Source organism: Streptomyces sp. NPDC044106 (assembly GCF_056433985.1).
On the sequence record NZ_JBWKFZ010000002.1, the window covers coordinates 1 to 13,889 of the forward strand.

The window sequence follows — 13,889 nt, forward strand, 5'->3', positions numbered from 1 at the left end:
TCCAGGCGCTCGCACAGGGCCAGGAGTTCGTCCACTTCCATGGCGGGGCCGACCTTGCAGGCCACCGGGTTGCTGACCTCGGCGAGCAGCGCCACATGGGCGCCCTCGACCTGGCGGGTGCGCTCCCCGATCCAGGGCCAGTGCGTGGAGCCCAGGAAGAGACGGCCCTTGTCGTCGGTGCGCACCATCGGCGTCTCGTAGTCCAGGAGCAACGCCTCATGGCTCGTCCACACCACAGGACCCACGACGTCGCGGCCCGCGGCGCGGTCGCGCCAGCCCAGGTTCTCGACGATGTCGCCGGCCGCCATGTATCCCGTGATGATCCTGAGCGGGTCGGGGCGGCGGCTCTCGGCGTCGGGTTCGGGGCCGTTGACCATGTGGCCGCGGAAGACGGGCAGTTCGACGCCGTCGACCATTTCGGTGGGCTTGGAGCGGGGTTTGGCGAACTGGCCGGCGATGCGGCCCACCCGCAGCACGGGCTTGCCGGTGATCAGTCCCAGTGAGCCGGCCAGCAGGTCCAGCAGGGCCGCCTTGCGGGCCACGTGGCGCGGGGTGCACTCCTGGGGGTCCTCGGCGCAGTCGCCGGACTGCAGGACCATCGCCTGCCCGGCGGCGACCTTGCCCAGCAGGGTGCGCAGGGTGGCCAGGTCGTCCCCCTGCACCAGCGGGGGGCGGGCGGCCAGTGCCTCGCCGACCCGGTTCAGCTGCGAGATGTCGCTCCAGTCGGGTTGCTGCAGAGCCCCGCGGATACGAATCTCCCGTATAACGTCTTCCATTGACGTACTCCGATCCAGCGGTAATGTAGTGATTCTCAGGCGGTAAAACCCTCACCCGCGGCGGAATCAGACATAGCTGTCCCCTTTGTGAATGGTGTGTGAATCCAAGGGGGCGGACAGCAGTCGCCGGAAGCCCCCCGTTGACTTTGAGCGATCCTGCCTTGTTCAACGAATCAAATCAACACTGTTTCGATGTTTCGCTAATGAACGCGATGTGGCACGCGAATTTGAGAGCGCATGCCGGTAAGCCCTCCGGGCGCAAATTCTTAAACATTCCAAGAGCGGGACTGGAAAGTTCCCGCCATAATTCATCGATGGCGGATCGGCGCGCGACGGGAATCGGAATGGAAGATTCCAGTCGCGCGCGTACGCCGTCCGTCAGAGCGGCACCGGCGCCTCCGTCCCGGCCCTGACCAGGCGCCGCAGGTACTCCCGCAGGCTGAATCCCGGGGCCGACGCGTCCTCGGGCGTCAGGGCGGCGCTCTGCGCGAGGAGCCGCCGGGCCGCGAGATGGTCGGCGGGACGGTTCACGGATTCGACCGCCTGGAGGTATTCCCCGCGGAAGAGGAGAACCGAGAACGCGTCGGGGTCGTCGCCCAGCGCCACCGCGGTTTCGTGACCCTCGTCGAAGCCCGCGATCTGCACGGTCGTCGCGAACTGGTCGCTCCAGAACCACGGCAGTTCGTCGTAGGCGCGGACCGTTCCTGTCAGCCGCCGGGCGACCGACTGGGCGTGCCCGACGGCGTTTTGCACGGATTCGAGCCGCAACCGGTTCCCCGAGCGCACCTGGGGGAATGCCGCGCAGTCACCGATGGCCGAGATGTGCGGGTCGCCGGTCAACAGATGGGCGTCGACGGTGATGCCGCCGTCCACCGGAAGTCCGGCCGCGGCGGCCAGCTCTGTGCGCGGGCTCACACCGACACCGACCAGGACGAGGTCGGCGGGCAGCCTGCTGCCGTCGGCAAGCTCCACCGCGCTCACGCCCGAGCGGCCGTCACCGTGCAGCGCCGCGACGCCCTGGCCGAACAGCAGCCGGGTGCCCTTGCTCCGGTGCAGCCGCGTGAAGTGCTCCGCGGTCCGCGCGGAGACCACCCGGGCGAGCGGGCGGTCGAGCGCCTCGACGACCGTCACCTCGACGCCCGCTTCCCGGGCCACGGCGGCGAATTCGAGGCCGATGAACCCGGCCCCCACCACCACGGCCCGGCGGGCCCCGGCCAGCGAGGCCTGCAGCGCGACGGCGTCCTGCGCGCTGCGCAGGGTGTGCACGCCGCGCAGCCCGGCGCCCGGCACGCCGAGCGTGCGCGGCTGGGCGCCGGTGGCCAGGACGAGATGCCCGTAGTCGTACGCGGAGCCGTCGGCGAGGCGCACCGTGCGCGCGGCCGGGTCGATCTCCGTGACGGTGCCGGCGACCAGGTCGATCGACTGGCGCACGTAGTACGTCGCGGGCCGCAGCCACAGCTGCGACTCGTCGGCCTCGCCCTTGAGGTACGCCTTGGACAGCGGCGGACGCTCGTAGGGGAGCGCGTCCTCGGCGCTGATGAGCGTGATGCGTCCCGTGTAGCCCTCCTCGCGGAGGGAGGCCGCGGTCTGGTAGCCGCCCTGGCCTGCCCCCACGACGACGACCGACTCGGGGTGGGTGCTGTCCGTCATCAGTTCTGCCGCTCGGGGAGGTGCACGATCAGGCCGTCCAGCGCCTCGCTCGACTTGAGCTGGCAGCTCAGCCGGCTGTTGGGCTTGCGCGGGCAGGCGGTGAAGTCGAGCATCTCGTCCTCCCGCTCCTTCGGCGGCTCCAGCTTGTCGAGGGTGGTCTCGTCCACGTAGACGTGGCAGGTGGCGCACTGCATGTTGCCGCCGCACTGGGCGACGATGCCGTCGATGTCGTTGAACACGGCGCCGCGCATGACGCTGGTGCCTTCCGGGACGTCGATTGCGGTCTCGTTGCCGTCGACGGCGACATACGTGATCTTGGGCATGGCGGAGCTCCTCGATGGCATCCGGACGCACGCGAGGGCGCGCCGTGGCACGGATGCCTGGCAAGTGGAAAGACGGAAGGTGGAGATGTGCTGCCCGGTGGCCGACGGGGGACACGACACCCCGGTCAACTCACCGACACCATCCGGCCGTTCGGACACGCGACGTCCTGGGCCAGGGCTCGGCAACGGGTCGGAGCGTACCAAACTAGTTCCGGCCGGACCAGGAGCCGGTGGCCGGGACGCGACCCAGGGCGCGACTGGACGCGACCCAGGACGCGACCCGGGAGAGGTCTAGGGCCGGTTGCCGCGTCCGCGGCGGGGGTCGGGGAGGCGGTGGGTCATGAACGGCCTGCTGGTGGTGAACTCGCGGAACTTCACGGCGGCGTCGGAGAGGTAGGTGTCGCGGTTCCACACCAGGGTGAGGACCCGGTGGCAGTCCGGCGCGTTCAGGTGCACCCAGGCGACCGGGACCTGGGAATCGGTTCCGGCCTGGCGGGAGATGGCCGGGATGAGCCCGATGCCGAGCCCCGCGCTGATCATGTCCTGGCTCGCGCCCGGTTCGTCGCCCTCGCAGGAGATCAGCGGCGTGAGCCCTTCGGACGCGAACAGCCGGTCGAGGAGCGTGCGTTGCCACTGGCCCGGGCGGGTGGTGACGAAGGGTTCCGCGGCGATCTCACGGATCGTCACACTCTCCTGGCCGTCGAGCCAGTGGCCGCGCGGGACGGCGAGCAGCACCTCTTCGCGGGCCAGCTCGATCGAGTCGAGGTTCGCGCCGGTCAGCGGCTGTGAGGCGACGCAGAAGTCGACCTCCCTCGCGCGCAGCTGACGGTCCATCTCCTCCGCGTTCGACTGGTAGAGCCTGACGTCGGCGCGAGGGTAGGCGGCCCGGAAGCTGCCGAGGAGATGGGTGATCGTCAGGAGGGTCTCGGAGGCGACGCCGACCCGGCCGAACGCAGTGTCGCGGGCGTCGCTCAGCGACCTGCGGGCGTCTTCGAGCTCGCTCAGGGCGCGGTCGACGTGGCGCAGGAAGACGGTGCCGTATTGGTTGAGCCGGATGCGGCGGCCCTGCCGGTCGAAGAGCGGGACTCCGAGCTCGCCCTCCAGGCGCGCGATGGTGCGGCTGAGCGAGGGCTGGGCGACGCGCAGCTCCTCCGCGGCGCGGCTGATGTGCTCGTAACGGGCGACGGCCTGGAAGTAGCGCAACTGCAGAAGATCCATGATCCACCTTCACTTATGCCTTCAGGGGCATCATCACATGGCAAAACCGGTCTTGGAATGCATAAGGAATTCTCTCTACGGTCTTCATCGAGGTCACCGCACGGATGGCGGGCAACGGAGCCCGGCATCCGCACACGCGAAGCGGCGGCCCCACCGTCCACCGCCCACCCACAGAAACCGTCCCCCCAGGAAGGTCGCATCATGAGCGCTGCGGATCTGGCCCGACTCCAGTTCGCGGCCACGACCGGCATCCACTGGCTGTTCGTGATCCTCACCATGGGGCTCGTCCCCATCGTGGCGATCATGCACACCCGGGCCGCGTTCACCCGTGATCCCGCCCAGAGAGCAGTCCGGGAGCGTATGACCCGCTTCTGGGGTCAGCTCTACGTCATCAACTACGCGGTCGGCATCGTCACCGGCCTCGTCATGGAGTTCCAGTTCGGACTCAGCTGGAGCGGCCTGAGCAAGTTCGCGGGCAACGTCTTCGGCGCCCCGCTCGCCCTCGAGACCCTCATCGCGTTCTTCGCCGAGTCCACCTTCCTCGGCATGTGGATCTTCGGCTGGGGCCGGCTGCGCCGCGGTGTGCACGTCACGCTCATCTGGCTCGTGGCCCTGACCGCGTACGCCTCCGGGTACTGGATCCTGATCGCCAACGGCTTCATGCAGCACCCGGTCGGCTACGAGGTGCGCGACGGAGTCGCCTACCTGACCGACTTCGCGGCGCTGCTCACCAACTCCAGCGCCCTGGTCGCCCTCCTCCACCTCTCGCTCGGTGCCCTGACGACGGGCGGCTGCTTCGTCGCCGGCATCAGCGCCTACCACTTCCTGCGCCACACCGAGGAGCGGGAACTCTTCCGCACCTCCCTGAAGCTGGGCCTCTGGGTCTCGACGGTCGCCTCGTTCTTCGTCGTCGTCGTCGGCGAGATGCAGCGGCCCATCATCGAGCGCACCCAGCCCATGAAGGACGCGGTCCTGGAGAACAGCGGCGTCGCCGAGTTGCAGGCCCAGCTCGTCAAGGAGCACGGCCCCGGCAACTACGTGCCGTGGCAGGACACGATGCGGATCTCGATGGACGCCATGTCGCTCATCGGCAACACCGTGTCCACCATCACCGCCATCGCCCTGATCCTTCTGTGGAAGGACCGGCTGATGCGCTGGCGCTGGGCGTCGTGGGTCATGGTGGCGACGATCCCCTTCCCCTTCATCGCCTCCGTGGGCGGCTGGATCGTCCGCGAGGTGGGCCGCCAGCCCTGGCTCGTGTACGGCCAGTTGACGGTCGAGGACGCGCTCTCCAACGTCGGCAGGACCTCGCTGCTGCTGTCCTGCGTCCTGTTCATCGCCATCTTCGTGGCGCTGGCCGTGACCAACTGGACCCTGATCACCCGCTTCGCCCTGCGCGGCCCCGACGCCACCCAGCTCGGCGTCAACGAACCGCTCCCGGACGACGTCCCCGACGGGCCGGAGGGCAGCGCCGACGAGAAGCAGCCGGTGCCCGCCTTCTGAGCCGGAACCGCCCGGCACCCCCGCCATGAACTCCCCTGCTGTAACGGAAAGTTGAGCGAGATGAGTCTGGAGACCGTCTGGCTGGCCCTGCTGGGCCTGCTACTCGCCGGGTACTTTGTACTCGGCGGCTACGACTACGGCGCACAGATGCTGCACCCCTTCCTCGGCCGAAAGGATGAGGAGGAGAAGCGCACCAGCGGGAACGCCGCCCTCGACGCCATCGCGCCGTTCTTCCTGGGCAACGAGGTCTGGCTGGTCGCCTTCGCCGGCGTCCTGTTCGGCGCCTTCCCGCACCTGGAAGGCACCCTCCTGTCCGGCATGTACCCGTTGATCGTGGCGATCCTCGCGGGGCTGGTCCTCGGCAACGCCGCGGTCCAGCTGCGCCGCCGCTCCCACAGCGCGCGGGGCCGCCGGATGTGGGACGCCCTGATCGTCGTCGGCGGCGGCGTGCCCGCCGTGTGCTGGGGCCTCGTCGTGGGCCTGCTGCTCCACGGCGTGCCCCGCCGCGCCGACGGCAGCTTCCACATCGGCCTCGGCGAGGTCTTCACGCCCTTCGTGCTGGTCTGCGGCGTCACCACCCTGCTGCTCTTCGCCGCCCACGGCGCGACCTTCGTCGCACTCCGCTCGGGCCCCGAAACCGGCGCCAAGGCACGGAAGATGGGCGCGAGCCTGATCACCGGAGCCGGTGTCGTGGGAGCGCTCGCGCTGCTCCTCACGCTCTTCGGCGAGGGCGCCTCGATGACGAACCGCGCGACCTCGGCGGTCATCACCGCCGCGTTCGTGGCGGCCCTCGCCGCGGGCTGGTGGTACCTCACCCGCGGGCACAACGTCCTCGCGTTCGTCGCCACCTGCGCCGCGACCGCGCTGCCCGTGCTGCTCCTCGGGGCGGGCCACTACCCGTACCTCCTGACCACCGGGGCCGGCGCCGGTCTGGACATCGACCACGCCATCACCGACGACGCCACGCTGAAGATCCTGAGCGGCTTCGGGGTCCTGGTGATCCCGACGATCCTCGCCTACCAGTTCTGGAGCTGGTGGGCCTTCCGGGGGCGGACGGGCCAACGTCACCCCAGCTACTTCTGACCCCCGGAAAGCGACGAGAGGGACCCCCACGATGAAGCCCGTCGAACGCCGCCTGATGCGGGAAATCCCAGTGCTGCGGCGCCATATGACGTACTCCTCGGTACTGGCCCTGGCGGGCGCCGGGCTCATCGTCACCCAGGCGGTCCTGCTCGCGACCGTCCTCGCGGACGGCTTCGCCGACCACGCGCTGCGCGTCGGACCGCTGGCCGCGCTCGGCGCCGTCATGGCGGCGCGCGCCCTGCTGACCTGGCTCCGCGGCGTGCTCGCCCAGCGCGCCGCGGCCGACGCCAAACGCACCCTGCGCGACCGCGTCACCGGACGCCTTGAGCACACCAACCCCCTGCGGCTCGCGGCCCGTCGCCACGGCGAGACCGCCACCCTGCTCACCCGGGGCCTCGACGCCCTCGACCCCTACGTCGTCGGCTACCTGCCCACGATGGCGGCCACCGCGGTCGTCCCCCTCACGGTCGTCGCCAGCGTGTGGTGGACCGACTGGACATCCGCGCTGATCATCCTCATCACCCTGCCGCTGATCCCCGTGTTCGGCGCTCTCGTCGGCATGCACACCGCCCAACGGACGGCCCGCCAATGGCGGTTGCTCTCCCGCCTCGGCGGCCACTTCCTCGACGTGGTGGCCGGACTGCCCACCCTGCGCGCGTTCGGCCGCGAACGCCACCAGACCAAGGTGGTGCGCGAGATGGCCGACGCCCACCGGCGGGCCACCATGCGCACCCTGCGCGTCGCCTTCCTCTCCTCACTGGTCCTCGAGACCGTCGCCACCCTCTCCGTGGCGCTGGTCGCCGTACCGGTCGGACTGCGGCTGCTGCACGGCGACGTCAGCCTGCACACGGCCCTGATCGTCCTGTTCCTCGCCCCCGAGGCGTACCTCCCGCTGCGCGCCATGGGCGGCGCCTTCCACGACAGTGCCGAAGGCATCGCGGTGGCCGAACGGGTCTTCACCACCCTCGACGAGGAGGACGCGGCACCGGCCCCCGCCGACCGCGCCCCCGCCCCCGACGCCCGCACCGCCCGACTGCGCCTCGACGACGTCACCGTGCAGTACCCCGACCGGGCCGCAGCCGCCCTCCACCACGTCAGCCTGACGATCGAACCCGGCGAGCACGTCGCCCTGATCGGCCCCAGCGGCGCGGGCAAGTCCACCCTGCTCTCGCTGCTCCTCGGCTTCGTCGCCCCGACCTCCGGACGGGTCACCGCCGATGGCACCGACCTCGCGGACATCGGCACCGACGACTGGTGCGCCCAGGTCGCGTGGGTGCCGCAGCGCCCGCACCTGATCGCCGCCTCCGTCGCCGAGAACATCCGCCTCGGACGCCCCGGTGCGAGCGACGCGGAGGTGCGCGAGGCGGCCCGCGCCGCGTCCGCCGACCTCTTCGTCGAGGAGCTGCCCCAGGCGTACGACACACCGCTCGGCGAGCACGGCGCCGGGCTCTCCGCGGGCCAGCGCCAGCGGATCGCCCTGGCCCGCGCCTTCCTCAAGGACGCCCCCGTCCTCCTCCTGGACGAACCGACCGCGCACCTCGACCCCGAGAGCGAGGCCGCCGTCACCCGCGCCACCGTCGCCCTCATGCGGGGCCGCACCTCGATCGTGGTGGCCCACCGCACGAGCCTGCTGCCGCACGCCGACCGGATCATCACGGTCCGGGCGGGCGGCATCCACCTCCCGCCGGCCCCGGCGCTCCCCGCCCACCCCGAACTCCCGCCCACGCAAAGGCTGGTGGCCTCATGACCACGTACACCGAAGCCGCCGCCCCCGGGCGCCCCCGCGGGCCCCGCCCCACCGTCCGCCTCCTGCACCACCTCCTGCCCTACTGGCGCAGGCTGCTGCCCGCCGCGCTCGCCGCCGCAGGCAGCGAACTCGCCGCCGCCGCCCTGATGGCCACCGCCGCCTGGCTGATCACCCGCGCCGCCGAACAGCCGCCGATCGCCGCGGTGAGCGTCGCGATCGTCGCCGTACGCGCGCTCGCCCTGGGACGCGGCGCACTGCGCTACATCGACCGGCTCCTCGGCCACGACGGCGTGCTGCGGGCCGTGGCCGGCTTCCGCGCCCGGGTGTACGAGGCGCTCGTGCCGCTCGCCCCGGCCGGCACCCCCGCCTTCCGCAGCGGCGACCTGCTGACCCGGCTCGTCGACGACGTCGACGCCGCCCAGGACCTGCTCCTTCGGGTGATGATCCCGGCCACGGCGGCGTTCGTGGTCGCCGCGACCGCCACCGGCATGGTCGTGGTGCTGCTGCCGGGGGCCGGAGTGCTGCTCGGTGTCCTGCTCGCCGTGGCGGGACTCCTCGTGCCCGCCCTCGTCCTCGCGCTGTCCCGGCGCGCGGGCCGCGCGGAGAAGGCGGCGCGCGCCGAACTCTCCGCCGTCACCGTCGACTTGACCCAGGGAGCCGCCGACCTCGCCGCGTACGGCGCCCGCGGCCGCGTCCACGACCGGGCGCGCGACGTCGCGGCCCGGATCGCCCGCCTCGAACGCCACAAGGCGCTGACCACCTCGCTCGCCCAGGCCGTGGTGCTCGTACTCCAGGGCGCGGCGACGGTCGGCGTCACCTGGCTCGCGCTGCGCGCCCACGCATCGGGCGACCTGCCCGCCGTGCAGCTCACCGTCCTCGCGGTGCTCGCCCTCGTCTCCTTCGAGGCGCTCGCGCCGCTGCCCGCGGCGGCCCGCCGCTTCGCCGAGGTGCGCGCCTCCGCGCAGCGCCTCGCCGACCTCTTCGACACCCCCGCGCCGGTCGCCGACCCCGCCGACCCGGCCCCGCTGCCCGCCGAAGGGCCGCTCGACGTGGTCATCAGCGACCTGCGGGTGCGCCACACCGCCGGCGGGCCCCCGGCCCTTGACGGGGTGAACCTGCGGGTGCCGAGCGGCCACCGCGTCGTGCTCCTCGGCCCCAGCGGGTCCGGCAAGTCGACGCTGATCGCGGCGCTGATGCGGTTCGTCCCCTACGAAGCGGGCAGCGTCCGCGTCGGTGGGCGCGAACTGAGCGACTGCGCGGGCGCCGACGCCCGCCGCGCGATCACCGGTATGACCCAGGACGCGCACGTCTTCCACGCGAGCATCCGCGCCAACCTGGTCCTCGCCCGCCCCGACGCCACCGACGCGGAGCTGCGCGACGCGGCCCGCAGGGCGCGCATCCTGGACTGGATCGAGTCGCTGCCGGGCGGCTGGGAGACGGTACTCGGCGGGGACGGCGCCACGGTCTCCGGCGGTCAGCGCCAACGCCTGCTCCTCGCCCGCGCGTTGCTCGCCGACCCGCCCGTCCTCGTCCTGGACGAACCCACCGAGGGCCTCGACCCGGACACCGCGGCCGCGGTGCTCGCCGACATCCTCGACGCCACCCGCGGCCGTACCACGCTCCTGGTCACGCACGAACGGGCGGGCCTCGCCGCCGCCGACCGGATCCTCACCCTGGACGAGGGCCGGATCCGTTCCATCAGCCACGAGGACCTCGACGGCGTGCCGGACGCCCTGCCCGCCATGGCGCTCTGACGGCGCCGCCCGACGGCCGTCGTGTCCCTCTTGCCAAGCTCCGGCCGGAAGCCGAGGATTGTCCCTTCCCGGACGGCTCCCGGCTCCCTCGGGCGGCTTCCCGGGTGTCATTCGACCTGCGTGACGTGCGTGAGGAGTCGGGGCAATGGATTTCGGACTCGTACTGCAGACCGACCCGCCCGCCTCGGAGGTCGTCGGCCTCATGAGGCGCGCGGAGCGGGGCGGCTTCCGCTACGGCTGGACCTTCGACTCGTCCGTCCTGTGGCAGGAGCCGTTCGTCATCTACAGCCGCATCCTGGAGCATACGACGCGACTGACCGTCGGCCCCATGGTCACCAACCCGGGCACCAGGACCTGGGAGGTCACGGCCTCCACCTTCGCCACGCTCAACGACATGTACGGCAACCGCACCGTGTGCGGCATCGGGCGCGGTGACTCCGCGATGCGCGTCGCCGGGCGCAAGCCCAACACCCTGGCCAGGCTCGGCGAGTCGATCGACGTCATCCGTGACCTCGCCGAGGGCCGCGAGGCCGACGTCGGCGGGCAGACCCTGCGGCTGCCGTGGGTGCGAAACGGCAGGCTGCCGGTGTGGATGGCGGCGTACGGCCCGAAGGCGCTCGCGCTCGCCGGGCAGAAGGCCGACGGGTTCATCCTGCAGCTCGCCGACCCGTATCTGACGCGGTGGATGGTCAGGGCCGTACGGGACGCGGCGGCCGGTGCCGGGCGCGATCCGGCGGACGTCAAGATCTGCGTGGCCGCGCCCGCCTACGTCGGCGACGACCTCGCGCACGCCCGCGAGCAGTGCCGGTGGTTCGGCGGCATGGTCGGCAACCACGTCGCCGACCTGGTCGCCAGGTACGGCGAGCACTCCTCGATGGTGCCCGAGGCCCTCACCGCGTACATCAAGGCGCGCGAGGGCTACGACTACAGCCACCACGGCCGCACCGGCAACCCCGACACCGCCTTCGTGCCCGACGAGATCGTCGACCGGTTCTGCCTCCTCGGACCCGTCGAGGCGCACCTCGAACGGCTGCGGGAACTCAAGGAGTTGGGCGTCGACCAGTTCGCGGTGTACGCGATGCACGACGCGCGCGAGGAGGTCATCGACGCGTACGCGGAGTCGGTCGTCCCGGTCATGACCTGACCACCCGGCCCGCGCGTCGACTACGGCACGCGAGCAGTCCACTCGGGGGTCGTGAACTTGCTGCGCAGGAGATCCTCGGCGCGCGCCAGCTCCTCGTCAGTCACCCTGCCCTCAGCGAGTCCGTAGCGGGAGCGGAAGGAGTCGATCATGCGCTCGATCACCGTCTCGCGGGGAAGACCGGTCTGGCGGCGCAGCGGATCGACGCGCTTCTTGGCGCTCCGCGTGCCCTTGTCGGACAGCTTCTCCTTGCCGATGCGCAGCACGTCGAGCATCTTGTCCGCGTCGATGTCGTACGACATCGTCACGTGGTGCAGCACGGCGCCCGCCCCGCCGCCCACCGCCACCATGCGCTTCTGCGCGGCGCCCGCGATCTTCCCCGCGTCCGTCGCGATGTCGTTGAGCGGCTGGTACCACGCCTTGATGCCCATGTCGGCGAGAGCGCCGAGCACCCAGTCGTCCAGATAGGCGTAGCTGTCCTGGAAGGAGAGCCCCTGGACGAGGGCGTCAGGGACGGACAGGGAGTACGTGATGGTGTTGCCCGGCTCCACGAACATCGCGCCGCCGCCGGAGATCCTGCGCACCACCTCGACGCCGTGCCGGGCGGCGCCCTCCGCGTCGACCTCGTTGGACAGCGACTGGAAGCTGCCGATGATCACGGAGGGCGAGGCCCACTCCCAGACGCGCAGGGTCGGCGGGCGCCGGCCCGCCGCGACCTCCTGGGTCAGCACCTCGTCGAGCGCCATGTGCAGCGCGGGCGGCTGCGGCCCCTCGTGGACCAGCTGCCAGTCGTAGTCGGTCCAGTCCGTCGCGTGGGCCAGGGCGCGGCGGACGGCGACGCCGATGCCGTCCGAGGTCAGGCCGTACATGACGGTGCCCTCGGGGAGCGCGGCGTCGATGCGGGCGGCGAGACCCGCGGCGTCCGTGTCGGAGGGCGCGCCGTCCAGCGCGCCGTTGATCGCGTCGAGCGCCTCGTCGGGTTCGAGGAAGAAGTCACCGGCCACGCGCGTGTTCCGCAGTGCGCCGCCCTCGACGTCCAGATCGACCACGACGAGCTTGCCGCCGGGGACCTTGTACTCACCGTGCACGTGCTTCCTCCATGCCCGAGGGGCGCAGCCGCCCTCGGCTCACTGTTCCGAATCGTCCCCCCACGCTAACCGAGTAGGGGAATGTCCCTTTCCGCGCGCCATATGGGGGCAACACGCGCCGCACGGCGCGGCCCCGGAGCCGGTCCGGCGGAAAGTGGGGACAGCGGTCGGCACCGGCACCGCGCCACGTGCCCGAGGCACTCGTCCACTGGAGCCCACCCCATGCGCATCTCCGTCGTCCTGTTCACCTCCGACCTGCGGGTGCACGACCACCCGCCGCTGCGCGCCGCCGTCAAGCGCGCGGACGCCGTGGTGCCGCTCTTCGTCCTCGACCGGACCATCGGCGGCATCGGCGGCTCGGGCCCCAACCGCGAGGCGTTCCTCGCCGACTGCCTGACCGACCTCGACCGGCGGCTGCGGGACCGCGGCGGCCGGCTCGTCGTGCGCGCCGGTGACCCCGTCGACGAGGTGCGGGCCGTCGTCCGGGCGACGGACGCCGACGAGGTGCACATGGCGGCCGGAGTCAGCCGGTACGCGCACGCCCGCGAGAAGCGGCTGCGCGCGGCACTGGAAGCGGACGGGAAACACCTGCACGTCCACGACGCCGTGATCACCGCGGTCGAGCCCGGCGCCGTCACCCCCGCGGGCTCCGGCCACTTCGCCGTCTTCACCCCCTACTACCGCCGCTGGTCGGCGCAGGGCGTGCGGGCCGTCCTCGCCGCCCCGCGCACCGTGCGCGTACCGGACGACGTCCGCTCCGACCCCCTGCCCGCCAGGGACCGGGTGAAGGGGCTCTCGCCGGGGCTCGCCAAGGGCGGTGAGAGCGCCGGCCGCGCGCGGTGGAAGGCGTGGCTGCGCGACGGCATCGACAGGTACGACAAGACCCACGACGACCTGGCGGGCGACGCCACGTCCAGGCTCTCGCCGCATCTGCACTTCGGCACGCTGTCCGGCGCCGAACTCGTCCGCGACGCGGGCAGGCGGACGTCCCGGGGCGCCGAGGACTTCGTCCGGCAACTGTGCTGGCGCGACTTCCACCACCAGGTGCTCGCCGCGCGCCCCGACGCGGCCACCGCCGACTACCGCACGCGCGGCGACCGCTGGCGCTCCGAGGAGTCGGCGCGCGAGGACATCGCCGCGTGGCAGGAGGGACGCACCGGGTACCCGATCGTCGACGCGGCCATGCGCCAGCTGCTGCACGAGGGCTGGATGCACAACCGCGGCAGACTGCTGACCGCGAGCTTCCTGGCCAAGACGCTCTACGTCGACTGGCGGGTCGGCGCCCGCCACTTCCGGCGGCTCCTGGTCGACGGCGACCTCGCCAACAACCAGCTCAACTGGCAGTGGGTGGCGGGAACCGGCACGGACAGCCGCCCCAACCGGGTGCTCAACCCCGTGCTCCAGGCCAAGCGCTACGACCCGGACGGAGCGTACGTACGCCGCTGGGTGCCGGAACTCGGCGAGCTGCGCGGGCCGGCGGTCCACGAACCGTGGAAGCTGCGGGCGGCGGAGCGGGCGCGCTACGACTACCCCGAGCCGCTCGTCGAACTGGCCGACGGACTCAGTCGCTTCAAGCAGGCCAGGGGTATCGCATGACGACGCCTCT

11 protein-coding genes are annotated in these 13,889 nt (G+C 71.9%); 6 read left to right on the forward strand and 5 right to left on the reverse strand.

Annotated elements, in window-relative coordinates; genetic code table 11:
* The 4 genes from AC07DI_RS02805 to AC07DI_RS02820 all read right to left on the reverse strand — a co-directional run.
* Positions 1–776 (reverse strand): 3-deoxy-7-phosphoheptulonate synthase (locus AC07DI_RS02805; protein WP_478901739.1); only part of this gene is annotated, 776 nt, incomplete at its 3' end.
* A 378-nt stretch (positions 777–1,154) separates the two neighbouring features.
* The gene (locus AC07DI_RS02810) at positions 1,155–2,426 is read right to left on the reverse strand and encodes an NAD(P)/FAD-dependent oxidoreductase (protein ID WP_478901740.1); all 1,272 of its coding nucleotides are present in this window, start codon (positions 2,424–2,426) and stop codon (positions 1,155–1,157) included.
* A complete protein-coding gene (locus tag AC07DI_RS02815) occupies positions 2,426–2,749 on the reverse strand; it encodes a 2Fe-2S iron-sulfur cluster-binding protein (RefSeq protein WP_384263720.1) in 324 nt (107 codons plus the stop codon). The genes AC07DI_RS02810 and AC07DI_RS02815 overlap by 1 nt, the downstream gene beginning before the upstream one ends.
* 291 nt (positions 2,750–3,040) lie before the next feature.
* Positions 3,041–3,967, reverse strand: a complete 927-nt coding sequence (locus AC07DI_RS02820) for a LysR family transcriptional regulator (RefSeq protein ID WP_478901742.1) — start codon at positions 3,965–3,967, stop codon at positions 3,041–3,043.
* Between the two features lie 201 nt (positions 3,968–4,168).
* Here AC07DI_RS02820 and AC07DI_RS02825 point away from each other — a divergent pair, with 201 nt between their 5' ends.
* The 5 genes from AC07DI_RS02825 to AC07DI_RS02845 all read left to right on the forward strand — a co-directional run bounded on the left by AC07DI_RS02825 (position 4,169) and on the right by AC07DI_RS02845 (position 11,198).
* Positions 4,169–5,470, forward strand: a complete 1,302-nt coding sequence (locus AC07DI_RS02825; RefSeq protein ID WP_384263715.1) for a cytochrome ubiquinol oxidase subunit I — start codon at positions 4,169–4,171, stop codon at positions 5,468–5,470.
* 60 nt (positions 5,471–5,530) lie between these two features.
* Complete coding sequence (gene cydB / locus AC07DI_RS02830; protein ID WP_478901743.1) at positions 5,531–6,553, forward strand: cytochrome d ubiquinol oxidase subunit II; 1,023 nt, start codon at positions 5,531–5,533, stop codon at positions 6,551–6,553.
* A gap of 31 nt (positions 6,554–6,584) precedes the next feature.
* Complete coding sequence (gene cydD / locus AC07DI_RS02835) at positions 6,585–8,300, forward strand: thiol reductant ABC exporter subunit CydD (protein ID WP_478901745.1); 1,716 nt, start codon at positions 6,585–6,587, stop codon at positions 8,298–8,300.
* The gene (gene cydC / locus AC07DI_RS02840; RefSeq protein WP_478901747.1) at positions 8,297–10,054 is read left to right on the forward strand and encodes a thiol reductant ABC exporter subunit CydC; all 1,758 of its coding nucleotides are present in this window, start codon (positions 8,297–8,299) and stop codon (positions 10,052–10,054) included. The genes cydD and cydC overlap by 4 nt, the downstream gene beginning before the upstream one ends.
* A gap of 145 nt (positions 10,055–10,199) precedes the next feature.
* Entirely contained in the window at positions 10,200–11,198 is a 999-nt protein-coding gene (locus AC07DI_RS02845) for a TIGR03842 family LLM class F420-dependent oxidoreductase (protein ID WP_478901749.1), read from the forward strand.
* Positions 11,199–11,218: 20 nt separating this feature from the next.
* On the opposite strand, the gene AC07DI_RS02850 is transcribed toward AC07DI_RS02845, so the two are convergent.
* Positions 11,219–12,283: a lipoate--protein ligase family protein gene (locus AC07DI_RS02850; protein ID WP_478901750.1), complete on the reverse strand. Its 1,065-nt coding sequence runs from the start codon at positions 12,281–12,283 to the stop codon at positions 11,219–11,221.
* A 222-nt stretch (positions 12,284–12,505) separates the two neighbouring features.
* On the opposite strand from AC07DI_RS02850, the gene AC07DI_RS02855 reads away from it, so the two are divergent.
* Positions 12,506–13,879, forward strand: a complete 1,374-nt coding sequence (locus AC07DI_RS02855; protein WP_478901752.1) for a cryptochrome/photolyase family protein — start codon at positions 12,506–12,508, stop codon at positions 13,877–13,879.
* Positions 13,880–13,889 lie beyond the last annotated feature (10 nt).